Origin of the sequence: Pseudorhodoferax sp. (assembly GCF_047601025.1) — a bacterium.
GTDB lineage: Bacteria > Pseudomonadota > Gammaproteobacteria > Burkholderiales > Burkholderiaceae_C > Pseudorhodoferax.
In genome coordinates this window covers 3810216-3832197 of record NZ_JASGJZ010000001.1, presented here as the reverse complement: position 1 = coordinate 3832197, position 21982 = coordinate 3810216, and the positions used below count along the sequence as shown (strand labels likewise).

21 protein-coding genes are annotated in these 21982 nt (G+C 72.0%); 19 read left to right on the top strand and 2 right to left on the bottom strand.

The window, feature by feature from the left end; genetic code table 11:
- Positions 1-32 precede the first annotated feature (32 nt).
- From QM782_RS17940 to QM782_RS17855, 18 genes are all read left to right on the top strand, one after another.
- Complete coding sequence (locus tag QM782_RS17940) at positions 33-530, top strand: sigma-70 family RNA polymerase sigma factor (protein ID WP_415204254.1); 498 nt, start codon at positions 33-35, stop codon at positions 528-530.
- Positions 523-1524, top strand: coding sequence for a FecR domain-containing protein (locus tag QM782_RS17935; protein WP_415204253.1), 1002 nt, complete (start codon positions 523-525; stop codon positions 1522-1524). The genes QM782_RS17940 and QM782_RS17935 overlap by 8 nt, the downstream gene beginning before the upstream one ends.
- A 98-nt stretch (positions 1525-1622) precedes the next feature.
- Positions 1623-4013 (top strand): TonB-dependent siderophore receptor, encoded by a 2391-nt coding sequence (locus tag QM782_RS17930; RefSeq protein WP_415204252.1) that lies wholly within the window; start codon positions 1623-1625, stop codon positions 4011-4013.
- Positions 4014-4168: 155 nt separating this feature from the next.
- A complete protein-coding gene (locus QM782_RS17925; protein ID WP_415204251.1) occupies positions 4169-5356 on the top strand; it encodes a pyridoxal phosphate-dependent aminotransferase in 1188 nt (395 codons plus the stop codon).
- Between the two features lie 7 nt (positions 5357-5363).
- Entirely contained in the window at positions 5364-6140 is a 777-nt protein-coding gene (locus tag QM782_RS17920; RefSeq protein WP_415204250.1) for a 2-keto-4-pentenoate hydratase, read from the top strand.
- A 227-nt stretch (positions 6141-6367) separates the two neighbouring features.
- Positions 6368-7147, top strand: coding sequence for an SDR family oxidoreductase (locus QM782_RS17915; RefSeq protein ID WP_415204249.1), 780 nt, complete (start codon positions 6368-6370; stop codon positions 7145-7147).
- Between the two features lie 15 nt (positions 7148-7162).
- Positions 7163-7987 carry an ABC transporter ATP-binding protein gene (locus QM782_RS17910; protein ID WP_415204248.1) on the top strand — a complete coding sequence of 275 codons (825 nt, stop codon included), beginning with the start codon at positions 7163-7165 and terminating at the stop codon, positions 7985-7987.
- Between the two features lie 28 nt (positions 7988-8015).
- Positions 8016-8804, top strand: a complete 789-nt coding sequence (locus QM782_RS17905; RefSeq protein ID WP_415204247.1) for a transporter substrate-binding domain-containing protein — start codon at positions 8016-8018, stop codon at positions 8802-8804.
- Between the two features lie 35 nt (positions 8805-8839).
- Complete coding sequence (locus tag QM782_RS17900; RefSeq protein ID WP_415204246.1) at positions 8840-9538, top strand: ABC transporter permease; 699 nt, start codon at positions 8840-8842, stop codon at positions 9536-9538.
- Positions 9539-9540: 2 nt separating this feature from the next.
- Entirely contained in the window at positions 9541-10260 is a 720-nt protein-coding gene (locus tag QM782_RS17895; RefSeq protein WP_415204245.1) for an ABC transporter permease, read from the top strand.
- Positions 10261-10270: 10 nt separating this feature from the next.
- Positions 10271-11086 (top strand): inositol monophosphatase family protein, encoded by an 816-nt coding sequence (locus QM782_RS17890; RefSeq protein ID WP_415204244.1) that lies wholly within the window; start codon positions 10271-10273, stop codon positions 11084-11086.
- A gap of 50 nt (positions 11087-11136) precedes the next feature.
- Positions 11137-12627 carry a PLP-dependent aminotransferase family protein gene (locus tag QM782_RS17885; protein WP_415204243.1) on the top strand — a complete coding sequence of 497 codons (1491 nt, stop codon included), beginning with the start codon at positions 11137-11139 and terminating at the stop codon, positions 12625-12627.
- 167 nt (positions 12628-12794) lie between these two features.
- Positions 12795-13286: a Fur family transcriptional regulator gene (locus QM782_RS17880; protein ID WP_415205679.1), complete on the top strand. Its 492-nt coding sequence runs from the start codon at positions 12795-12797 to the stop codon at positions 13284-13286.
- Positions 13287-14029: 743 nt separating this feature from the next.
- Complete coding sequence (locus tag QM782_RS17875; protein WP_415204242.1) at positions 14030-16411, top strand: TonB-dependent receptor; 2382 nt, start codon at positions 14030-14032, stop codon at positions 16409-16411.
- 58 nt (positions 16412-16469) lie between these two features.
- Positions 16470-17618, top strand: coding sequence for an alpha-hydroxy acid oxidase (locus QM782_RS17870; protein ID WP_415204241.1), 1149 nt, complete (start codon positions 16470-16472; stop codon positions 17616-17618).
- Entirely contained in the window at positions 17609-18292 is a 684-nt protein-coding gene (locus tag QM782_RS17865) for a Fe2+-dependent dioxygenase (protein ID WP_415204240.1), read from the top strand. Before QM782_RS17870 ends, QM782_RS17865 begins: the two co-directional genes overlap by 10 nt.
- 20 nt (positions 18293-18312) lie before the next feature.
- Entirely contained in the window at positions 18313-18585 is a 273-nt protein-coding gene (locus QM782_RS17860; protein ID WP_415204239.1) for a PepSY domain-containing protein, read from the top strand.
- The gene (locus tag QM782_RS17855) at positions 18569-19144 is read left to right on the top strand and encodes a cytochrome b/b6 domain-containing protein (RefSeq protein ID WP_415204238.1); all 576 of its coding nucleotides are present in this window, start codon (positions 18569-18571) and stop codon (positions 19142-19144) included. The genes QM782_RS17860 and QM782_RS17855 overlap by 17 nt, the downstream gene beginning before the upstream one ends.
- A gap of 141 nt (positions 19145-19285) precedes the next feature.
- Here QM782_RS17855 and QM782_RS17850 read toward each other — a convergent pair whose 3' ends face one another.
- Together QM782_RS17850 and QM782_RS17845 are read right to left on the bottom strand one after the other, a co-directional pair.
- Positions 19286-19552 (bottom strand): BrnA antitoxin family protein, encoded by a 267-nt coding sequence (locus QM782_RS17850; RefSeq protein WP_415204237.1) that lies wholly within the window; start codon positions 19550-19552, stop codon positions 19286-19288.
- Entirely contained in the window at positions 19545-19811 is a 267-nt protein-coding gene (locus QM782_RS17845) for a BrnT family toxin (protein ID WP_415204236.1), read from the bottom strand. The genes QM782_RS17850 and QM782_RS17845 overlap by 8 nt, the downstream gene beginning before the upstream one ends.
- A gap of 150 nt (positions 19812-19961) precedes the next feature.
- On the opposite strand from QM782_RS17845, the gene QM782_RS17840 reads away from it, so the two are divergent.
- Positions 19962-21959 (top strand): peptidase U32 family protein, encoded by a 1998-nt coding sequence (locus QM782_RS17840; protein ID WP_415204235.1) that lies wholly within the window; start codon positions 19962-19964, stop codon positions 21957-21959.
- Positions 21960-21982: the final 23 nt, after the last annotated feature.

The following is a 21982-nucleotide window of genomic DNA, read 5'->3' as shown; positions in this document are numbered from 1 at the left end:
CGTTATTAATCTCCTTGCCTTCCGGCCGTTCCATGCAGTCCTCCCACTCCGAGTCCGTCAGCGCGCTGTATGCCGACCACCGCGCCTGGCTGCAGGCGCTGCTGCACCGCAAGCTGGGCTGCCCGCACAAGGCCGAGGACCTGGCGCACGACACGTTCCTGAAGCTGCTGGTGACGCAGGCCTCGGCCGTGCTGCGCGAACCGCGCGCCTTCCTGACCACGGTGGCGCACGGGCTGGTCGTCTCGCACTGGCGCCGGCTGGAGCTGGAGCGCGCCTACCTGGACGCGCTGGCCGCCCAGGGCCCGGCCCTGGGCGCCTCGCCCGAGGACCGCGCGCTGGCCGTGGAGGCGCTGCTGCAGATCGACGCCCTGCTGGCCGGCCTGTCCGAGCGGGCGCGCCAGGCCTTCCTGCTGGCGCGGCTGGACGGGCTGGGCTACGCCGAGATCGCGGCCGAGCTGGGCGTCTCCGAGCGCATGGTCAAGAAGTACATGGCGCAGGCCATGCACCACCTGCTGCTGCGCCATGGCTGAGGCCGGCCTGCCGCCCGCGGGCCTGCCGCCCACCGGCCTATCGCCCGCGGTGCTGCGCGAGGCGGCCGAGTGGTTCGCCACGCTCCAGGGCGGCGACGGCGGCGAGGCGGAGCGCCGGCGCTGGCGCCAGTGGCTGGCCGCCGATCCGCGCCATGCCCAGGCCTGGGCGCGCGTGGAGGCCATGAGCCAGCAGTTCGACCAGTTGGCGCCGTGCCTGCACCAGGGCGCCGCCCGCCATGCCCTGGCCAGCGCCGGCCAGCGCCGCCGCAGCCACATGAAGCTGCTGGGCGTGGCCGCCGGCGGCGGCCTGCTGGCCTGGGCCGGCCTGCGCGAGCAAGGCTGGCAGCGCTGGACCGCCGACTACGCCACGGCCGTGGGCGAGCGGCGCGAGGCCCGGCTGCCCGACGGCGGCCGGCTCTGGCTCAACACCGACAGCATCGTGCGCCTGGCCTTCGACGGCCAGCGCCGCCAGCTGCAGCTGCTGCGCGGCGAGGTGCGCATCGACACCGCGGCCGATCCGCAGCAGCCGCCCCGCCCGTTCGAGGTGGCGCTGGACGCCGGCTGGGTCCGCCCCGTCGGCACGCGCTTCTCGGTGCTGCGCGACGACGGCGGCGACGGCGCCCAGGTCGCCGTGCACGAGGGCGCGGTGCGCATCCAGCCGCGCCTGCAGCCGCAGGACCTGCTGCTGCCCGCCGGCCGGCAGCTGCACTTCGACGCCCGGGGCGCCGGCGCCAGCGAGCCGGCCCGGCCGCACGGCGACGCCTGGACGCGCGGCATGCTGGTGGCCGGCGGCATGCGCCTGCAGGCGCTGGCAGCCGAGCTGGCGCGCCACCAGCGCGGCCACCTGGCCTGCGCCGACGAAGTGGCGGACCTGCGCGTGGTCGGCGCCTTCCCGCTGGACCAGCCCGAGCAGATCTACCAGGCCCTGGAGCGCAGCCTGCCGGTGCGCGTGTTCCGCCCGCTGCCCTGGTGGGTGAGCATCGAAGCGGCGTGATGGAGGCGCCGCCCCGTCCGCGGCCCGCCGGGCCGGTGCCCGCGGCCGTGGGCCATCCGGTGCGGGCCGCACGCAGCAGCGCCGTGGAGCGCTGAACGATGCGGGCCTGGCTGAGCGCCTGCGCGCTGGTGCTGGCGGCCGCGGCCGCGCCCGCCTGGCCCCAGGCGGCCGGCGACGCGCCGCGCGACTACCGCATCCCCGCCGGCCCGCTGGCCCAGGCCCTGGCCCTGCTGGCGGCCGACGCCGGCGTGCTGTTCTCGGTCGACGCCCGGCTGGTGGGGGCACGCACCACGCCCGGCCTGCAGGGGCACCACACGCTGCCGGCGGCCTTCGCGCAGCTGCTGCAGGGCTCCGGCCTGGAGCTGGTGCAGGACGGCCCGCGCTACACGCTGCGCCCGGCGCCGCCGGCCGCGGCACCGGCGCCGATGCCGGCCCAGGCCGTGCCCGCCGCGCCCACGGCGCTGCCGCCGATCACGGTGCGCGCCGACGCCCCCGCCGCCGAGCGCCGCTACTACGCCAGCCCCGACGCCCCGGCCCTGACCCGCAGCGGCCTGCCGCTGCAGGACACGCCGGCGTCGCTGACCGTGCTGCCCCGCGACGCGATCGAGGACCTGGCGGCCGAGAGCCTGGCCGAACTGCTGCGCTACGTGCCCGGCATCGGCACCGCGCAGGGCGAGGGCAACCGCGACACGCCGGTGTTCCGCGGCCTGAGCTCGACCGCGGCCTTCCTGGCCGACGGCCTGCGCGACGACATGCAGTACTACCGCGACCTGTACAACATCGAGCGCGTGGAGGCGCTGCGCGGGCCCGATGCCATGCTGGTCGGCCACGGCGCGGTCGCCGGCCTGATCAACCGCGTCAGCAAGCAGCCGGACTGGACCACGCGGCGCGCCCTGGCCTTCTCCACCCGCCACGGCGGCCAGCAGCGCGTGACGCTGGACGCCGCGCAGCCCCACGGCGAGCAGTTCGCCTCGCGCCTGAACCTGCTCTACGAAGAAGCCGGCAGCTGGCGCGACCACTTCCGGCTGCGCCGCTCCGGCATCAACCCCGTGCTCGCCTGGCGCCTGCCCGGCCGGGCGCAGCTGACGCTGGGCTTCGAGCATTTCCAGGACACGCGCACGGACGACCGCGGCATCCCCTCCTACGCCGGCCGGCCCGTCGCCACCGACCGCGCCACCTTCTTCGGCAACCCCGACGACAGCGACACCTGGGTGCGCCTGAACGCGCTGAACGCCCGGCTCGACCTGGACCTGGGCGCCGGCCGCAGCCTGCGCAGCCAGCTGCGCCATGCCGACTACGACAAGTTCTTCCAGAACGTGTTTCCCGGCACGGTGCGCGAGAACGCCGCCGGGCAGTTGGAGGTCGCGCTGCTGGCCCACAACAGCCGCATGCGGCGCCACATCACCACCAGCCAGACCGACCTGACGCTGCCCTGGACCGCGGGCGGCCTGCAGCACACCACGCTGCTGGGCGTGGAGCTGTCGCGCCAGAGCGGCAGCAACCGGCGCCAGACCGGCTACTTCGGCGCGGACGGGGCCAGCACCACGCTCTACGTGCCGGTGGCCGAGCCCACCTCCTTCGTGCCGCTGCGCTGGCGCAGCACGCCGACCGATCCGGACAGCCGCAGCCAGGCCGGCGTGCTGGCGCTGTACCTGCAGGACCGGGTCCGCCTGTCGCCCGCCTGGCAGGCCACGCTCGGCCTGCGCCACGACCGGCTGGCCGTGGACCTGCAGGACCGGGCCGCCGGCCGCCAGCTCGCCAGCCGCGACCGGCTCTGGTCGCCGCGCGCCGCGCTGCAGTGGCGGCCGCGCGAAACGCTGTCGCTGTACCTGGGCAGCAGCGTCGGCTATGCGCCGCGCGCCGGCGAGCAGCTGTCCTCGCTGACCCTGGCCAACCAGGACCTGCGGCCGGAGCAGTTCGTCAACCACGAGCTGGGCGTGAAATGGCAGCCGCGGCCGGGCCTGCAGGCCAGCGCCTCCCTGTACCGGCTCGACCGGCGCAACGTCGCCGTCACCGACAGCGCCACCGGCACCACCGTGCTGGTCGACGGCCAGCGCACGCGCGGGCTGGAACTCGGCCTGTCCGGCCGCTGGCGCCCCGGCTGGCAGGTGCTGGGCGCCTACGCGTGGCAGGACAGCCGCGTGCGCAATACCCTGTCGCCGGCGGCGCCGGCCGGCGCCGTGATGCCGCACGTGCCGCGGCACAGCCTGGCGCTGTGGAACCGCGTGGCGCTGGACCCGCGCTGGGCCCTGGGCCTGGGCGTGAGCGTGCACGGCAGCGTGTTCGCCAGCACCGACAACAGCGTGCGCCTGCCCGGCTACGCGCGCATCGATGCCGCGCTGTTCCACGAGCCGGCCCCCGGCGTGCGGCTGCAGCTGAACGTCGAGAACCTGCTCGACCGGCGCTACTACGCCTTCGCGCACAGCAACAGCAACATCATGCCGGGCGCGCCGCGGTCGCTGAAGCTGTCGATGGCCGTGGAGTTCTGAAGCGGGGCCTCCCGGCCTTCGCGCTGCGCGCGGCGCCAGCCCCGGCGACCCGGCCCTGGCGCCGCGCGGGCCGCCACGCGCGCCAATTGGCCCGGCCCGCCGAGAAATATTGGTACTTGCCGGGCCGGTGAGGGGCCGGGATATTCGTGGCCACGATGACCGCCTCATGCATCACCCAGGCGCGGCCCGAGGTCCGGGCCCTGCGCTCTTCCAAGATCCGCGAAGTGGCCAATGCGGCGCTCGGCCGCCAGGACGTCCTGCCCTTCTGGTTCGGCGAGCCCGACGAGCCCACGCCCGAGGTCGTGCGGCAGGCGGCCATCGCCGCGCTGCAGGCGCAGCAGACCTTCTACGTCCAGACCCTGGGCGCGCCGGCGCTGCGCGAGGCCCTGGCGCGCTACCTCGGCGGGCTGCACGGCCGGCCCGTGCCGCTCGAATCGGTGGCGGTCACCAGCTCGGGCACCACGTCGCTGATGCTGGCCGTGCAGGCCCTGCTCAACCCCGGCGACCGCGTGGTCGCGGTCACGCCCCTGTGGCCCAACCTGGTGGAGATGCCCAAGGTGCTGGGCGCGCAGGTGGAGACGGTGTCGCTGGCCTTCACCGGCAGCGGCTGGCAGCTGGACCTGCAGCGGCTGCTGGACGCCCTCACGCCCGGCACCCGGGCCCTGCTGGTCAACTCGCCCAACAACCCCACCGGCTGGGCCCTGCCCCGCGCGCAGCAGCAGGCCATCCTGGCGCACTGCCGCCGCCACGGCATCTGGATCGTGAGCGACGACGTCTACCAGCGCCTGTACTACGCGGACCGCTGCGCCCCGTCCTTCCTCGACATCGCCGACGCGCAGGACCGGGTGATCAGCTGCAACTCCTTCTCCAAGGCCTGGCTGATGACGGGCTGGCGGCTCGGCTGGATCGTGGTGCCGCCGCCGCTGCTGCCCGAGATCAGCAAGCTGATCGAGTACAGCACCACCTGCGCGCCGCCCTTCGTGCAGAGCGCCGGCTGCGCCGCGCTGGCCCATGGCGAGGCGACCATCGCGCACACTGTCGAGCGCCTGCGGCGCGGGCGCGACCACCTGCAGCAGGGCCTGCAGGCGCTGCCCGGCATCCGCCCGGGCGCGCCCGCGGCCGGGGCCATGTACACCTTCTTCCGGCTGGAGGGCCTGAGCGACAGCCTGGCCTTCTGCCAGCGCCTGGTCGCCGACGCCGGCCTGGGGCTCGCGCCGGGCGTGGCCTTCGGGCCGGAGGGCGAGGGCTATCTGCGCTGGTGCTATGCGAGCAGCACCGAACGCCTCGACGAGGGGCTGCGCCGGCTGGCGCGCTTTCTCGCCGCCAGACCGCTCGTTCCTTGAGGTCCGCATGACGACGACTGTCGAAACGATTGCCGATGCGCTCTGGCGCGCGATGCAGGAAGGCCGCCACATGCCGCCCGAGTGGTCCGGCCGCTTCACGCTGCAGGAAGGCTACGCGGTGCAGCTGGCCATCCTGCGGCGGCGCCTGGCCGCCGGCGAGCGGCAAAGCGGCTGGAAGGTCGGGCTCACGGCCAAGGCCATGCAGGTCCAGCAGCAGGTGCACGAGCCCTGCTTCGGCTACCTGCTGGAAAGCGGCGCCCACCGCAGCGGCCAGCGCTACCGCTTCGGGCAGCTCATCGCCCCCGGCTTCGAGAACGAGCTGTGCCTGACCGTGGGCAAGACCCTGCGCGGCCCGGGCATCACGCTGGACGATGCCATCCAGGCCGTGACGCACGCCGCGCCGGCGCTGGAGATCGTGGAGGTGCGCGGCCCCTTCGCCGGCAACCTGCCGCTGGCCATGGCCGACAACGCGCAGCAAAAGGCCTACGTCACCGGCGCCGAGGTGCGCCTCACCGCCGGCAACCGCGACCTGGCCCGCGCCACCGTGGACGTCGAGGTCGACGGCCGGTTCTGCGAACGGGCGCAAGGGTCCGCCGTCATGGACGGCGGCGGCCTGCTGTCGGTGGCCTGGCTGGCCAACAAGCTGGCCGAGTTCGGCCTCGCGCTGGAAGCCGGCATGCGCGTGATGTCGGGCTCGTTCACACGCCAGTACGCGGCGGTGCAGGGCAGCACGGTGCGCTCGACGTTCACGCCGTTCGGCGCCGTCAGCGCCGGCTTCGACTGAGACGCCGTGAACGCCTCCCTGCACGCCCACGCGAGGCCGCCGATGAGCGCCCACCCGCATCGCCACCGCCGCGCCCGGGGCCTCGCGCTGCGGGCCGGGGCCCGCCAGGCCCCGTGCGGGCGCCGCGGCCCTGGCCCTGGCACCCATCCGGGCGGCGGCCCGCGGCCCGGCGCACCCCGCCGTGGGCGCGATCGGCTCCTTCACGGCTTCTGAGAAAGGACGACACGGTGGATCTCGAACTGCATGGAAAAACCGCCCTGGTGTGCGCCTCCAGCAAGGGGCTGGGCTACGGCTGCGCGCTGGCCCTGGCGCAGGAGGGCGTGGCCGTCACCATGGTGGCCCGCGGCCGCGAGGCGCTGGAGGCGGCCGCCGAGACCGTGCGCGCGGCCACCGGCGTGGCGGTCACCGCCGTGAGCGCCGACATCGCCAGCGCCGAAGGCCGCGCCAGGGTGCTGGCCGCCTGCCCCTCGCCCGACATCCTGGTCAACAACGCGGGCGGCCCCAAGCCGGGCGACTTCCGCGACTGGACGCGCGAGGACTGGCTGGCCGCGCTGGACGCGAACATGCTCGCCCCCATCGAGATGATCAAGGCCACGGTGGACGGCATGATGGCGCGCGGCTTCGGCCGCATCATCAACATCACGTCCTCGGCGGTGAAGGAGCCGATCGACATCCTGGGCCTGTCCAACGGCGCGCGCAGCGGGCTGACCGGTTTCGTCGCCGGGCTGGCGCGCAAGACGGCGGCACGCAACGTCACCATCAACAACCTGCTGCCGGGGCCCTTCGCCACCGGCCGGCTGGAGGCCACCCTGCGCGCCTCGGCCAGCCTGAACGGCTGCAGCTACGAAGAGGTGGTGGCGCAGTGGCAGGCGCGCAACCCGGCGGGCCGCTTCGGCGAGCCGATGGAGTTCGGCCGCACCTGCGCCTTCCTGTGCAGCGCGCACGCCGGCTTCATCAACGCCCAGAACCTGCTGCTGGACGGCGGGGCCTATCCCGGCACCTTCTGAAGCGGGGCCCTGCACATGTCCGCCAATGCCCCGTCCGCCGCGCCCCCGGGCGAAGCCGCCTCCACCCGGGCCGACGCCCGCGAGATCGTCAGCGCCGAGGGCATCCGCAAGCGCTTCGGCCCGCACGAAGTGCTGTCCGGCGTGGACCTGCGCGCCCGCGAGCACGAGGTGGTCACCATGATCGGCGCCAGCGGCTCGGGCAAGAGCACCTTCCTGCGCTGCCTGAATCTGCTGGAGGTGCCCGACGCCGGCGAGATCAGCATCGACGGCGAGCGCATCGCCATGCGCACCGACCGCGCCGGCCGGCGCGCGCCCGCCAGCGCCCGGCAGGTGATGCGCCTGCGCGCCGGCATCGGCATGGTGTTCCAGAGCTTCAACCTCTGGAGCCACATGACGGTGCTGGACAACGTGATCACGCCACCGATGAAGGTGCTGGGCCTGGGCCGCAAGGAAGCCGTCGCGCGGGCCGAGGCCCTGCTGGCCAAGGTGGGCCTGCACGACCGCATGCACCACTACCCGGCCCACATCTCGGGCGGCCAGCAGCAGCGCTGCGCCATCGCGCGCGCCCTGGCCATGGAGCCCAAGCTGCTGCTGTTCGACGAGCCGACCTCGGCGCTGGACCCGGAACTGGTGGGCGAGGTGCTCAAGGTGATCCGCCTGCTGGCCGAAGAGGGCCGCACCATGGTGCTGGTGACCCACGAGATGGCCTTCGCCCGCGAGGTCTCGACCGAGGTGCTGTTCCTGCACCAGGGCCGCATCGAGGAGCGCGGCACGCCGGCCAGCGTGTTCGGCAACCCGGCTTCCGAGCGCTGCCGCAGGTTCCTCGAACGCGTCCTGTAGTCCCTTTTTTTCCCCACTGGAGTCGACCATGAAGAAATGGCTGTTGATCGCAATGCTGGCCCTGAGCCCCTTCGCCGTCTCGGCGCGCGAACTCAAGGTGGGCGTGCAGTGCACCTATCCCCCGTTCAACTTCCGCGATGCCTCGGGCACGCTCAAGGGCTTCGAGATCGACATCGCGCGCGAGCTGGGCAAGCGCATGAAGACCGAGATGAACTTCGTCTGCATGTCCTTCGACGGGCTGATCCCGGCGCTGCTGTCCAAGAAGGTCGACATCGTCGCCTCCAGCCTCTCGATCACCGAGCTGCGCAAGAAGAGCATCGACTTCTCCATCCCCTACCGCGCCTCCACCGCCCGCTTCCTGGCGAAGAAGGGCGCGGGCCTGCAGCCCTTCAAGGACGGCCACACGCCCAACGTGGCGGGCCTCAAGGGCAAGGTGGTGGGCGTGCAGCGCTCGACCACCAACGACAACTACCTCACCGGCGAATTCCCCGGCGTGGAGATCGCCCGCTACGACTCGGCCGAGAACCTGCTGCTGGACCTGGTGGCCCAGCGCATCGACCTGGCCCTGGTCGGCCCGATCAAGGTCGAGATGGACTTCCTGAACAAGCCCGAAGGCAAGGACTACGAGTTCATCGGCCCCGAGCTGGACGCCGCCAAGTACTTCGGCGACGGCGTGGCCGTGGGCCTGCGCAAGGAGGACCAGGCCCTGCGCGGCGAGATCAACGCCGGCCTGCAGAGCATGTTCGACGACGGCAGCTTCAAGGCGATCAACCAGCGCTACTGGAGCTTCAGCGTGCTGCCGGCGGTGTGGAAGTGAACGGCGGGTGAACGGCTGAAGCAGGCAGGGCTGCCATGGACATCTTCGCGGGCTGGGGACCGACCATCGCCCAGGGCACCTGGATGACGGTCGAGGTCGCCCTGGTCTCCTCCGTGTTCGGCAACCTGGCCGGCATGCTGGGGGCGGCCGCCAGCCTCTCGCCGGTGCGGGCGGTGCGCGTCGCGGCCGACGCCTACATCACCGCGATCCGCGGCCTGCCGCAGCTGCTGCTGATCCTGCTGGTGTACTTCGGCAGCACGGTGGCGCTGACGCGGCTGATGTCGGTGTTCTTTCCCGACTTCGGCACCGTGGAGGTGCCGCCCTACCCGGCCGGCGTGTTCGCGCTGTCGCTGATCTTCGGCGGCTATGCGGCCGAGGTCTACCGGGGCGCCTTCCTGGCCATTCCGCGCGGGCAGGTCGAGGCGGCCCTGGCCGTGGGCATGAGCCGCCTGCAGGTCTTCCGCACGGTCGAGCTGCCGCAGATGATGCGCTTCGCCCTGCCGGGGCTGGGCAACATCTGGATCTCCACGCTCAAGGACACCTCGCTCATTTCCATCGTGGGCCTCGGCGAGCTGATGAAGGCCTCCGAGCTGGCCACCAGCGACACCCGCCGGGCGCTGTTCTTCTACCTCACCGCCGGGGCGATCTACCTGGCGCTCACGCTGCTCAGCTCGCTGCTGCTGCACCTGATGGAACAACGGGCCGCGCGCGGCCAGAAGAAGGCGCTGGCCTGACCATGGACTACCAACTGATGCTGGACAGCCTGCCGCTGCTGTGGCACGGCGCGCTGCTGACGCTCGAGCTGTTCGCGATCGCCATGGTGCTGTCCACCGTGCTGGCCGTCCCGCTGGCGATCGCGCGGGTGCAGCCGGCCTGGTGGCTGCGCTGGCCCGTCGAGGCCTTCTCGCAGGTATTCCGCGGCACGCCCCTGCTGGTGCAGATCTTCATCGTCTACTACGGCCTGGCGCAGCTGGAGTTCGTGCGCGACAGCTGGGCCTGGCCCTATCTGCGCAAGGCCTACTGGTGCGCGGTGATCACGCTCACGCTCAACACCGCGGCCTACCTGGTGCACATCCTGCGCGGCGCCATCGAGGCGGTGCCGGCCGGCGAGGTCGAGGCGGCGCAGGCCTTCGGCTTCTCGTTCTGGGCGCGCTACCGCTGCGTCGTCCTGCCGCGCGCCATCCTGCTGGCCCTGCCCTCCTACGGCAACGAGGCGATCAAGACCATCAAGCGCACCTCGCTGGCCAGCGCGATCACCCTGGCCGAACTCACCGGCGTGGCCAACACCCTGGTCTCGCGCACCTTCGCGCCCTACGAGATCTTCATCACCGCGGGGCTGATCTACCTGGGCTTCGCCTTCGCCGCCAACTACCTGGTCCGCCTGCTGGAGCGGCGCATGTCCCGCCACCTCGGCCCGGTTCCGCGGCCGGTGGTGGCCGCCGGCGGCCCCGACTGAAAGCCACACCATGTCCTTCCCGACCGATCCCTCCGGCGCCACCGACGCCCGATTCATCGCCGAGACCCTGGCCTTCGCCGAGGGCCTGGCCAACGCCAGCGGTGCCATCCTGCGCGAGAACCTGCACACCCGCCGGGGCTTCCACACCAAGCAGGACGACAGCCCGGTGACCGACGTCGACCGGCACGTCGAGGAAACGCTGCGCACGCTGATCCGGCACCGCTACCCCGGCCACGGCATCCTGGGCGAGGAGTTCGACGGCCAGAACCTGCAGGCCGAGTACGTCTGGGTGATCGACCCGATCGACGGCACCAAGGCCTTCATCACCGGCATCCCGATCTACGGCACCCTGATCTGCCTGGCCCGGCACGGCACCCCCATCGTGGGCGTGATCGACCACCCGGTGACCAGCGACCGCTGGACCGGCGCCCGGGGCCAGCCCTCGCGCTTCAACGGCAGGCCCATCACGAGCCGCCGCTGCGCCTCGCTGTCCGAGGCGCTGCTGTCCTGCAGCAACCCCGAGCCCTTCGGCCCCGGCGAGCGCGCCGTCTTCGAGACCCTGCGCGCGCAGACCAAGTGGTGCGTGTACGGCTCCAGCTGCTACGCCTACGGCTGCGTGGCCAGCGGCACCATCGACCTGGCCATCGACTGCGGCCGCCACCGCGAAGTGGACTATTGCGCGCTGGTGCCCGTCATCGAAGGCGCCGGCGGCGTGATCACCGACTGGGAGGGCCGCCCCCTGACCATCCACTCGGGCAACCGCCTGATCGCCGCAGGCGACCCCGAGCGGCACGCCGAAGCGCTGCGCATCCTGGCCGGCGCCTAGAATCCGGGCCGCCCTGGCCGCGGCGCACGCCGACCGGCGCCCCCGCCCTCATGGCCCAGAAGTTCAACTACCCGACCTGGAGCGCGATCGCGCTCGACCGCCAAGGCACGGCGCCGCTGCACACCCAGGTCTTCGAGCAGATCCGCCAGGCCATCATCGCCGGCCAGCTGGCCAAGGGCGCGCGCCTGCCGCCCAGCCGGCAGCTGGCGCAGGAGCTGCAGGTCTCGCGCAGCACCGTCCTGCTCGTGTACGAGCGGCTGCTGGCCGAAGGCTATGCCACCGGCCGCGTCGGCGCCGGCACCTACATCGCCAGCGTGCTGCCGGAAGACCGGCAGCCGCGCCGCGAAGCGCCACCGGCCAGGCCCGCCGGCGCCGAGGCCACGCGCCAGCTGTCGCAACGCGCCCGCTCGCTGCTGGGCCTGCGCCTGCCCTCGGAGCGCAACGGCGCCCTGGCCCTCAGCCCCACCGTCCCGGCGCTGGACCAGCTGCCCTTCGACCAGTTCGCCAAGGTGGCGGCCCAGTACTGGCGCGCCGCGCCCGCGGCGGACCTGGGCTATGGCGGCGTCCTGGGCCTGTCGGAGCTGCGCGCGCAGATCGCCGACTACCTGGGCGAAGCCCATGGCGTGGCCTGCCGGCCCGAGCAGGTGATGGTGGTGAGCGGCACCACCCAGGGCTTCATGCTGGCCGGCCACGTGCTGACCGACGCCGGCGACCGGGTGGTCGTGGAGGACCCGAACTACCTCACCCGGCTGGCCGCGCTGCTGGGCGGCGGGGCCGTGCTCACGCCCATCCCCATCGACCGCGAGGGCCTGGACAGCCGCGACCTCAGCGGCGATGCGGCGCAGGCGCGGCTGGTGGTGGTCTCGCCCACCAACCAGTTTCCGTTCGGCAGCACCATGCCGCTGGAGCGGCGGCTGTCGCTGCTGCAATGGGCGCAGGAACGCGACGCCTGGATCATCGAGTACGACTTCAACAACGCCTTCCATTTCAGCGGCCGCGCCCTGCCGCCGCTGGCGGCGCTGGACCGCGGCGGGCGGGTGATCTACGTCGGCAACTTCAACCGCTCGATCTCGCCGGCCTTCAGCCTGGCCTACCTGGTGGTGCCGCCGGACGTGATGGACGCCTTCACGCGGGCCAACCAGGTGCTCGCCTTCCATGCCTCGGCGCCCACGCAGGGCATCGTGGCCGACTTCATGAAGAGCGGGCAGCTGGCCGCCCACATCCGGCGCATCGGCAACCGCTACCGCGAGCGGGCCGCCCTGGTCGTGCATTGCCTCAACACCCTGTGCGGCGATGCCTTCGAGCTGTCGGCCACCGGCGCCGGCCTGCACCTGTCGGCGGTGGCCCGCCATCCGCTGGACGACGTGGCCGTGTCGCAGGCCCTGCTGGGCCACGGCATCGACGTGCCGGCGCTGTCGGGCTACTGCATGACCGAGCGCGTGCGCCGGGGCTTCGTGCTGGGCTTCGGCAACACGCCGGCCGAACGCATCGCCGGCGCGCTGGAAATATTCAGCACGCTGGTGGCGCAGGCACGCCGGTAGGGCCCCGGCGACGGCGGCCGTGCGGGCCAGCCCTGCGCGCAGGGCCTGCGCGGGCTCCCGGGCGAGCGGGTCGCGGCACGAACCGCCGAGCCGGCCCCTTCGCGCTCCTGGCTGTTCCCTTTTTCGGCGCTGGTGCGTCAAACGGTCGAGAGACCACCGTGCGCACCATGCCCACTCCCCTGCCGCCCCCGCCCGACCGCATCGCCGCCGAACAGCGCGCGGCCGCGCTCGCCATGCTGCAGCGCAGCGGCAACCGGCCGACGCCGCTGCGGCTCCACCTGCTCGAAAGCCTGCTGGCGCTGGAGGCCGAGAACGGCGGCGCCACCATCGACCAGCTCTACCTGCACCTGCGCCAGCGCGGCCTGCCGGCCAGCGTGCCCGGCATCTACAAGGTGCTGGCCGAGCTGGTCGCGGCGCAGGCCGTCGCGCGCCATGCGGTCGAGCACGGCCCGACCATCTTCGTCGTCGAGCGCCCCGAGTACCGCACCCACCTGGTCTGCACCTGCTGCGGCAAGGTGCATGGCCTGGCCACGTCGGCGCTGCGCGAGCAGCTGCTGGCGATCGCCCGGGCGCAGGGCTTCGAGGTCGAGGACGTGGCCTTCACGCTGCGCGGCCGCTGCCACGCCTGCGCCAGCCAGCCCCGGCGGGCGGCCGCCTGACCTTCCCGGAAAAGACGCGTCGAGGCCACATGCGCAAACGGTACGCACTGAGCGAGGCGCCAAGGGAACGCATCGAGGACTCGCGAGCCGGGCAACCGGGCCATCCAGGGGCATCGGGCGCAGCCGGCCATCGCATTCATCGTGGTCAAGGTTCTCTGACAGCCAAGGAGCCCCCCGGATTTCCACCCGCGGCAATGCATGCATCGAAGGGATGCAGAAAATGGCCCGCCGGCCATGCCGACCATGCCGGCCATGCCGGCCATGCCGGCCAGGGCGAGAGCATGACGCGACGCTGAAAATCCGCGGTCGCTGAAGACAGCCTTCACCTTCCGCGTGCGGGTGCGTGGAAGGACGCGGCTTTCCGTCAGCCCGCACGCTGCGCGCCAGGGCGCGCCAGCATGCACGACCGGCCCGCCCAGCCAGGAGCCTCCAGGCCGTGGTTCGCCCGCGGGGGGCCACCGGCCGCATCCATGGCCGAGCCGAGGCAAAGCGCCGAGGCCTGCATCGCCATGGCGTCGAAGCCGAGTGGGCGTCGGGCGCCCCGCACCTGCCGGTGCCTGCGGAGCCGGGTCGCCCGCGAAGCGAGGCCCGCGCCTACGCCGCGACCGCCAGCAGCACGGGGCTTCGTCAACAAATACCCAAAAAGCAACCGCAGCCGGTTCCCTTTTTCCGATCTCGTGCGGCAGGCAATCGAGCGCTCTGCCGCTCCCGCCTTTTCCATCCACCGCCAACAGGAACACACCATGCGCCCGCACCACAGAGCCGCCAAGATCCCCAGAAGCCTGCGCGCCGCCGCCAACCCCGCCACCGCCGGCACCCCCGCAGCCAGCCGGACCGGCATGGCCCTGGGCGTGAGCACGATGCTGCTGCTGCCGCTGGGCGCGCTGGCCCAGGCGAGTTCCGGCACCACGCTGGAAGAAGTCAAGGTCCAGGCCACCAAGATCGACCCGAACCCCAACGCCGAGGTGGGCGTGCCCTACAAGGCCAAGACCTCGGGCGACGAACGCCATACGCGCCCGCTGGCCGAGACGCCGCAGACCATCTCGGTCGTCACCAAGAACGCCATCGATGAGTCCGGCCATACCGACCTGAAGCAGATCCTGGCCGCACAGCCCGGCATCACGCTGGGCACCGGCGAGAACGGCAACGCCTTCGGCGACCGCTACATCATCCGCGGCCAGGAAGCCCGCAGCGACGTGTTCGTCGACGGACTGCGCGATCCCGGCATCACCACGCGCGAGAGCTTCGCGATCGAGCAGGTCGAAATCTCCAAGGGCCCGAACTCCAGTTTCGCGGGCCGCGGCACGGCGGGCGGTGCGGTCAATGCCATCACCAAGCAGGCCACGCTGGACTACGACTTCACGCGTGCCTCGTTCGCACTGGGTACCGACAAGCACCGCCGTGTCACGCTGGACGCCAACAAGGGCTTCACCGACCAGTTCGCGCTGCGCGTGAACGCGCTTTACGCCACCGAGGACGTGCCGGATCGCGGCCCTTCGGAACGCGACCGCAAGGGTCTGGCGCTGTCTGGCCTGTGGGAAGTCAACCAGGACCTGAACGTCACGCTCGACTACTACGGACTGCGCGCCAAGGACAGGAGGCCCGATATCGGCAGCTTCCTGGTGGGTACCTCGCCCTACCGCGTCCCGGCCGAATGGATGGGCATCGACGTGCCCGTCTATGCCCAGAAGAGCGACTTCCTGTCCAGCGATGTGGATTCGTTCACCGCGCGCATCACTTACCGCCTGAACCCCGATGCCCGCATCGTCAGCCGCACGCGCTACGGCACGGCCGACAATGCCTGGGTCACGACGGGTGCCGGATATGGCCCGGTGCGCACGGCCCCCGGCGCCACGCCCTTCAACGCGATCCGCATCGATGGCGGCCACACCGGCTGGCAGGACGTCGAATACTTCGCCCACCAGACCAACCTGCTGTGGAACGCCACCTTGGGTGGCATGAAGCACGAATTCGTCGGCGGCATCGAATACACCGACAACAAGGCGACTTTCGGCAACTATTCGCTCAACGGCAGCGGCCAGAACTGCATCAACGGCAACGGCAACGCGCTGAATGCCTACTGCGTCACCGATGCCAGCGGTGCCGTGATCCCGAACGTCGACTCGGTAATGCAGCGCAACATCGTCCGCAATGGCAAGAGCCGCGTGTGGCAGGTTCGCACGGTGGCCCTGTCGCTGATGGACACGGTGGACCTCACCGACCGCTGGACCGCCTTCGCCGGCGTGCGGGCCGACCACTACAAGTTCGACCTCAACAACTACACGGCTGCCACCGGCGTTTCCACCACTTCGTACGGGAACAGCGACACGCTGTTCAACGGCCATTTCGGCATCACCTACAAGATCAACCCCCAGGGCATGGTCTATGCCAGCGTCGCCACCGCCACCGACATCAACGGCGGGGAATCCGACAGCAGCGGCGTGGCCTATGGCGGCGCCATCGTCGCCGAAGGCAAGCTGGTCGGCAAACCCGAACGCTCCAGGTTGTTCGAGATCGGAACCAAGTGGAATCTGCTGGATGACAAGCTGCTGTTCACGGCCGCAGCCTTCCGCACCAACAAGAGCGATGTGCTCGAAGCTCCGGCCGACGCCACAGGCTACGGAGACATCGGCGCGAACACCGGCGGCAACCGCATCCAGGGTCTGGAATTCGGCCTCGTGGGCAACGTGACCGAGAAGCTCACGATGCAAGCCGGCCTGACGCTGATGAAGTCCAAGGTCACGAAATCGCTGTCGTCGCCTGCCACCCTTGGCGCACCGTTGGCCAACTTCGCCAACAGGGCTGTCTCGGTGCTGATGAAGTACCAGGTCACGGACGCCTTCGCCATCGGCGGCGCGGCCAACTACCAGAGCAGCATGTGCGGCGGCTCGCCGGACCAAGGCGCACCGCGCGATGCGGCCACCGGCCTGTGCACGCTGCCCGTGCCGTCGTTCACCAAGTACGACCTGTTCGCCTCCTACCGCTTCAACAAGAACCTCGACGTGCGACTCAACGTGCTGAACGTGTTCGACAAGACCTTCTACACGGCGGTCTACCGTTCCGGCGGCTTCCTGTACAAGGGCGACGCCCGCGCCACCCGCCTGACGGTGAACTACGAGTTCTGACCCGCCACGCGAGGTGTTCCAATGCCGGGTCTTCCCGGCATTTTTCCTTGGCTCGACGATGCGCGACACCGCTCCCCAGCCCCCGCTGGACCACATCCCGCCCGGCATCCGCTGCGCGCAGGACTACGAGGCGCTGGCCCCGCGCTTCATCGCCGCGCCGCGGCTGGCCTACATCGCCGGCGGCAGCGGCGACGACGCCACCGTCGCGGCCAACCGCCGGGCCTTCGCGGCCTGGTCGGTCTGGCCGCGCCTGCTGCGCGATGTGCGCCAGGGCCACACCCGGCTGGCGCTGGGCGGGCAGGCGCTGGCGCATCCGCTGCTGCTGGCGCCGGTGGCCTACCAGCAACTGGTGCACCCGGCCGGCGAACTGGAATCGGCCCGCGCCGCGCAGGCCCTGGGCGCCGGCCTGGTGCTCAGCACGCTGGCCAGCCGGCGGCTGGAGGACGTGGCGGCCCTGGCCGGGCCGCTGCGCTGGTTCCAGCTGTACTTCCAGCCCGTGCGGGCCGCCACGCTGGACCTCGTGCAGCGCGCCGAGGCGGCCGGCTACGGCGCCATCGTGGTCACGCTGGACGCCAGCATCCAGGTCGCCAGCCGCGCCGCGCAGGCGGCCGGCTTCCAGATGCCGGCGGACTGCCGCAGCGTCAACCTCGCCGCCTATGCGCAGGCGTCCGCGCGGGCGCTGGCCGAGGGCGACAGCCGCGTGTTCCAGGGCCTGATGGCCGACGCCCCGCGGCTGGACGACCTGGACTGGCTGCTCGGCGCCACGCGGCTGCCGGTGTGGGTCAAGGGCGTGCTGCATCCCGACGACGCGCGCATGCTGCGCGCGCGCGGCGTGCACGGCCTGGTCGTCTCCAACCACGGCGGCCGCGGGCTGGACGGCGCGCCGGCCTCGCTGGCCGCGCTGCCGGCCGTGCGCGCCGCCGTCGGCCCCGGCTACCCGCTGCTGCTGGACGGCGGCGTGCGCAGCGGCGGCGATGCGTTCAAGGCGCTGGCGCTGGGCGCCGACGCCGTGCTGCTCGGCCGGCTGCAGGTCTATGCGCTGGCCGTGGCCGGCGCGCTGGGCGTGGCCCACATGCTCAAGCTGCTGCGCGAGGAGCTGGAGGCCACGATGGCCCTGGCCGGCTGCGCCACGCTGGCCGACATCGGCCCCGGCTGCCTGAGCCCGGCGCTGCCGGGCGCCCCCGGAGAATCCGCCCCATGCTGCTGACCCTTGCGAACATCCTGTCCGCCGACGAGGTGCGCCAGTTCCGCCGGCACCTGGACGCCGCCGCCTGGCAGGACGGCGCCGCCACCGCCGGCAGCGTGGCCCGCCACGTCAAGCACAACCAGCAGCTCGACGCGCAGGACGCGACCGGCGTGCAGCTCGGCGAGCACCTGCTGCGCCGGCTGGGCCAGACGCCGCAGTTCATCTCGGCCGCGCTGCCGCGGCGCATCTACCCGCCCAAGTTCAACCGCTACGCCGGCGGCGGCCAGTACGGCGCGCACGTCGACGCCGCCATCATGCAGCTGCCCGGCAGCGGCCAGAGCCTGCGCACCGACCTGTCGGCCACGCTGTTCCTGACCGAGCCCGAGGAGTACGAGGGCGGCGAGCTGGAGATCGAGGACGCCTACGGCGTGCAGGCCGTCAAGCTGGCCGCCGGCGACATGGTGCTGTACCCCGCCACCAGCCTGCACCGCGTGACGCCGGTGACGGCCGGCGCGCGCGTCGCCGCGTTCTTCTGGATCGAGAGCCTGGTCGAGGACGACCGGGCCCGCACGCTGCTGTACGACCTGGACCAGACCGTGCAGGAATTGACCGCCGGGCTGGGCGCGCAGGACGCGCGCGTGCTCAAGCTCAGCGGCATCTATCACAACCTGGTGCGGCGCTGGGCCGCCACCTGAACCACCCGAAGGAGCCTTCCATGACCTCTCTCCTGCTGCGTACCGCGCCCCTGCTGCTGGCCCTGGCCGCCGGCAGCGCCCTGGCCCACGGCGACGTGAAATGCCCCAAGTACCCCAAGGCCGAATGGCGGCCGCACACCGAGCTGAACGACAAGCTCGTCAAGGAAGGCTGGACCGTGCGCCGCATGGAAAAGACCGACACCTGCTACGAGGTCTACGGCAAGGATCCGCAGGGCAAGCGCGTCGAAGCCTTCTTCGACCCCAAGACCCTGGAACGTGTCGAACCCCAGTGATGAGCTGAACGCTCCGGGGCAGCCCGGCGTGTCCCCGGTCTGGGACCGCCCGGTGCGCCTGCTGCACTGGGCGCTGGTGCTGTGCGTCGCCGCGGCCTGGTGGACCGGCGGACGCACCGACGGCTGGCACGAGAACCTCGGCTACGCCGTGGCCGCCATCGTCGCGCTGCGGCTGGCCTGGGGCTTCGCGGGCAGCCGCTACGCGCGCTTCGCGCAGTTCGTGCGCGGGCCGCGCGCCACCTGGGCCTATGCGCACGGCGTGTGGCGCGGCACCGCGCCGCGCTACATCGGCCACAACCCGCTGGGCGGCTGGATGGTGCTGGCGCTGCTGGCCTGCTGCGCCACGCTGTGCCTGTCGGGCTGGCTCTACACCACGGACTGGCTGTGGGGCTACGCCTGGCTGTACTGGACGCACTTCGTCGCCGGCTGGGTGCTGGTCGGCCTGGTCGTGCTGCACGTGGCCGGCGTCGCCTTCACCAGCTGGCAGCACCGCGAGAACCTGGTGCGGGCGATGGTGACGGGCGCCAAGCCGGCGGCGGGCGAGGCGGACGTGCGGTAGGACAAAGCCGGAGCGGAGCAGACGCGCATGCCGTGAGGGAAGCCCCAGCGCGGCGCCTGGAACCGGGCAAGCAACGCGTCCCCAGCCTCCTGCATGTCTTCGATGTGGCGCGACGACGGCGTGCCGGCTACGGCACGCCGCTTACTGCTGCTGAAGTTCTTCGCGAAGAATCTTCCGCAGGACCGCGGCGGTGAGAGGCTTGTCCTCGGACGATTTCCTTGGCTCTTCCGCGAGCGCCGCACGGAGCGCTGCATTGATCAGCGTCTGGTATCCCGTTCCCTGGGCCTCGGCCTTCGCGCGAAAGAACTCGATCACGTCGTCGTCGAGCATGATCGTGATCCGGGTCTTGCCGGGAGAGGCGACCACGGCGCCCCGCGTCGCCTTGGAGAAATCGTATTCCTTACGCACCGTACTGCTCCGACTCGCCTTTGCTGGCCTTGCGGGCCGAGATCACGCGGGTCTTGTCTCCGCGCGGCGTGTGGACGACGACGAGTACGCGCCCCAGGGCGTCCATTCCCAGCGTGACGAACCTCTGCTCGCCTTCGGCATCCGGGTCTTCGATGGTCAGTGCCATCGGGTCGCGCAGCGCCTGCTCGGCATGCGCAAAGCCGACCTTGTGCTTGTGCAGATTGGAACGGGCCTTGGCGGGATCGAACTCGATGTCCACCGGGTCATTATGCATACGATATGCATATCGTCAACGCGGCCGCCGCTGCCGCGGACACGGGCCGTGAACTCGGGCGCAGACCACGGCCGATAAAATCCCGCCCTCCCCACGCTAGCCACCCGCCGCCGCCCATGCGCGCGGCGCCTCGCCATGTCCCTGCTCGCCCACCAGCTCGAATTGCTCGCGCCTGCGCGCGACGCCGACATCGGCATCGCCGCCATCGACCACGGCGCCGACGCGGTCTACATCGGCGGCCCCGGTTTCGGCGCGCGCGCCTCGGCCGGCAACGGCGTGCGCGACATCGAGCGGCTGGCGCGCCATGCGCACCGCTTCCACAGCCGCATCTTCGTCACGCTGAATACCATCCTGCGCGACGACGAGCTGGAACCCGCGCGCCGCATGGCCTGGGACTGCTACCACGCCGGCGCCGACGTGCTGATCGTGCAGGACATGGGCCTGCTGGAACTGGAGGACATGCCGCCGATCCAGCTGCACGCCAGCACGCAGACCGACATCCGCACGCCCGAGAAGGCCCGCTTCCTGCAGGACGCCGGCTTCTCGCAGATCGTGCTGGCGCGCGAGCTGACGCTGGCGCAGATCCGCGCGATCCACGCCGTGCTGGACCCGGCGCGCTGCCAGCTGGAGTTCTTCGTGCACGGCGCGCTGTGCGTGGCCTACAGCGGCCAGTGCTACATCAGCCACGCCCACACCGGCCGCAGCGCCAACCGCGGCGACTGCTCGCAGGCCTGCCGCCTGCCCTACCAGGTGGTGGACGCCAAGGGCCGCTTCGTCGCGCACGACAGGCACGTGCTGTCGATGAAGGACAACAACCAGTCCGCCAACCTGGCGGCGCTGGTCGACGCCGGCGTGCGCAGCTTCAAGATCGAGGGCCGCTACAAGGACCTGGCCTACGTCAAGAACATCACCGCGCACTACCGCCGGCTGCTGGACGCGCTGATCGAGTCGCGCGAGGACGACCCGCTGCAGGCCCCGCTCGCACGCGCCTCCAGCGGCCGCACGACCTTCACGTTCACGCCCGACCCGGACCAGAACTTCAACCGCGAGTTCACCGACTACTTCGTCAACGGCCGCCGGGACGACATCGGCGCCTTCGACACCCCCAAGAACCCGGGCCGCGCGATCGGCTGGGTCGCGCAGACCGGCCCGAACTGGGTCGAGATCGAGGCCGCGGACGCCGCGACCGTGCTGCACAACGGCGACGGCCTGTGCTACTACGACCTGCAGAAGGAACTGGTCGGCATGCCGGTCAACCGCGCCGAGCCCGCCGGCCGCGGGCGCTGGCGCGTGTTCCCCCGCGAGCCGCTCGCCAGCCTGCGCGACCTGCGCAAGGGCACCGAGGTCAACCGCAACCGCGACATGGACTGGGTGCGCATGCTGGAGAAGAAGTCCAGCGAGCGGCGCATCGGCGTCTGGGCGCGCCTGGGCGAGACGGCGGACGGCTTCGTGCTGCAGCTGACCGACGAGGACGGCCACCAGGCCGAGGCGGGCGCGCCGCACGCGCACGAGCCGGCGCGCGACGCCGCGCGCGGCCTGGCCGTGCTGCGCGAGCAGCTGGGCCGCTTCGGCGCCACCGACTTCGCGCCGCTGGACATCGCCATCGACCTGTCGCGACCCTGGTTCGTGCCGGCCTCGCTGCTGAACCAGCTGCGGCGCGAGGCCTGCGCCCAGCTGATGGCCGCGCGCCTGGCCGCCTACCGGCGCCCCGAGCGCGCCCGGCCCGTGGAGCCGCCGGTGCCCTACCCCGAGGACACGCTGACCTACCTGGCCAACGTGTTCAACGACCAGGCGCGCCGGTTCTACGCGCGCCACGGCGTGCAGGTGATCGCCGCGGCCTACGAGGCGCACGAGGAGGAAGGCGAGGTCTCGCTGATGATTACCAAGCACTGCGTGCGCTTCTCGCTCTCGCTGTGCCCCAAGCAGGCCAAGGGCGTGACCGGCGTGCAGGGCCAGGTCCGGGCCGAGCCGCTGGCCCTGGTCAACGGCAAGGAGAAGCTGACGCTGCGCTTCGACTGCAAGCCCTGCGAGATGCACGTGGTGGGCCGCATCAAGCGCGCGGTGCTGAACGAGGCCAAGGCGCAGCCGATGACCTTCTACCGCACGCGGCCCGGGGCACAGGCCGCGCACTGAAGCAAGCGCGCGGCGCGGCCGCG

Coding starts and splice junctions, on each gene's coding strand:
- QM782_RS17940 (WP_415204254.1), top strand. CDS start 33: ATGCAGTCCTCCCACTCCGAGTCCGTCAGCGCGCTGTATGCCGACCAC.
- QM782_RS17935 (WP_415204253.1), top strand. CDS start 523: ATGGCTGAGGCCGGCCTGCCGCCCGCGGGCCTGCCGCCCACCGGCCTA.
- QM782_RS17930 (WP_415204252.1), top strand. CDS start 1,623: ATGCGGGCCTGGCTGAGCGCCTGCGCGCTGGTGCTGGCGGCCGCGGCC.
- QM782_RS17925 (WP_415204251.1), top strand. CDS start 4,169: ATGACCGCCTCATGCATCACCCAGGCGCGGCCCGAGGTCCGGGCCCTG.
- QM782_RS17920 (WP_415204250.1), top strand. CDS start 5,364: ATGACGACGACTGTCGAAACGATTGCCGATGCGCTCTGGCGCGCGATG.
- QM782_RS17910 (WP_415204248.1), top strand. CDS start 7,163: ATGTCCGCCAATGCCCCGTCCGCCGCGCCCCCGGGCGAAGCCGCCTCC.
- QM782_RS17905 (WP_415204247.1), top strand. CDS start 8,016: ATGAAGAAATGGCTGTTGATCGCAATGCTGGCCCTGAGCCCCTTCGCC.
- QM782_RS17900 (WP_415204246.1), top strand. CDS start 8,840: ATGGACATCTTCGCGGGCTGGGGACCGACCATCGCCCAGGGCACCTGG.
- QM782_RS17895 (WP_415204245.1), top strand. CDS start 9,541: ATGGACTACCAACTGATGCTGGACAGCCTGCCGCTGCTGTGGCACGGC.
- QM782_RS17890 (WP_415204244.1), top strand. CDS start 10,271: ATGTCCTTCCCGACCGATCCCTCCGGCGCCACCGACGCCCGATTCATC.
- QM782_RS17885 (WP_415204243.1), top strand. CDS start 11,137: ATGGCCCAGAAGTTCAACTACCCGACCTGGAGCGCGATCGCGCTCGAC.
- QM782_RS17880 (WP_415205679.1), top strand. CDS start 12,795: ATGCCCACTCCCCTGCCGCCCCCGCCCGACCGCATCGCCGCCGAACAG.
- QM782_RS17875 (WP_415204242.1), top strand. CDS start 14,030: ATGCGCCCGCACCACAGAGCCGCCAAGATCCCCAGAAGCCTGCGCGCC.
- QM782_RS17870 (WP_415204241.1), top strand. CDS start 16,470: ATGCGCGACACCGCTCCCCAGCCCCCGCTGGACCACATCCCGCCCGGC.
- QM782_RS17865 (WP_415204240.1), top strand. CDS start 17,609: ATGCTGCTGACCCTTGCGAACATCCTGTCCGCCGACGAGGTGCGCCAG.
- QM782_RS17860 (WP_415204239.1), top strand. CDS start 18,313: ATGACCTCTCTCCTGCTGCGTACCGCGCCCCTGCTGCTGGCCCTGGCC.
- QM782_RS17840 (WP_415204235.1), top strand. CDS start 19,962: ATGTCCCTGCTCGCCCACCAGCTCGAATTGCTCGCGCCTGCGCGCGAC.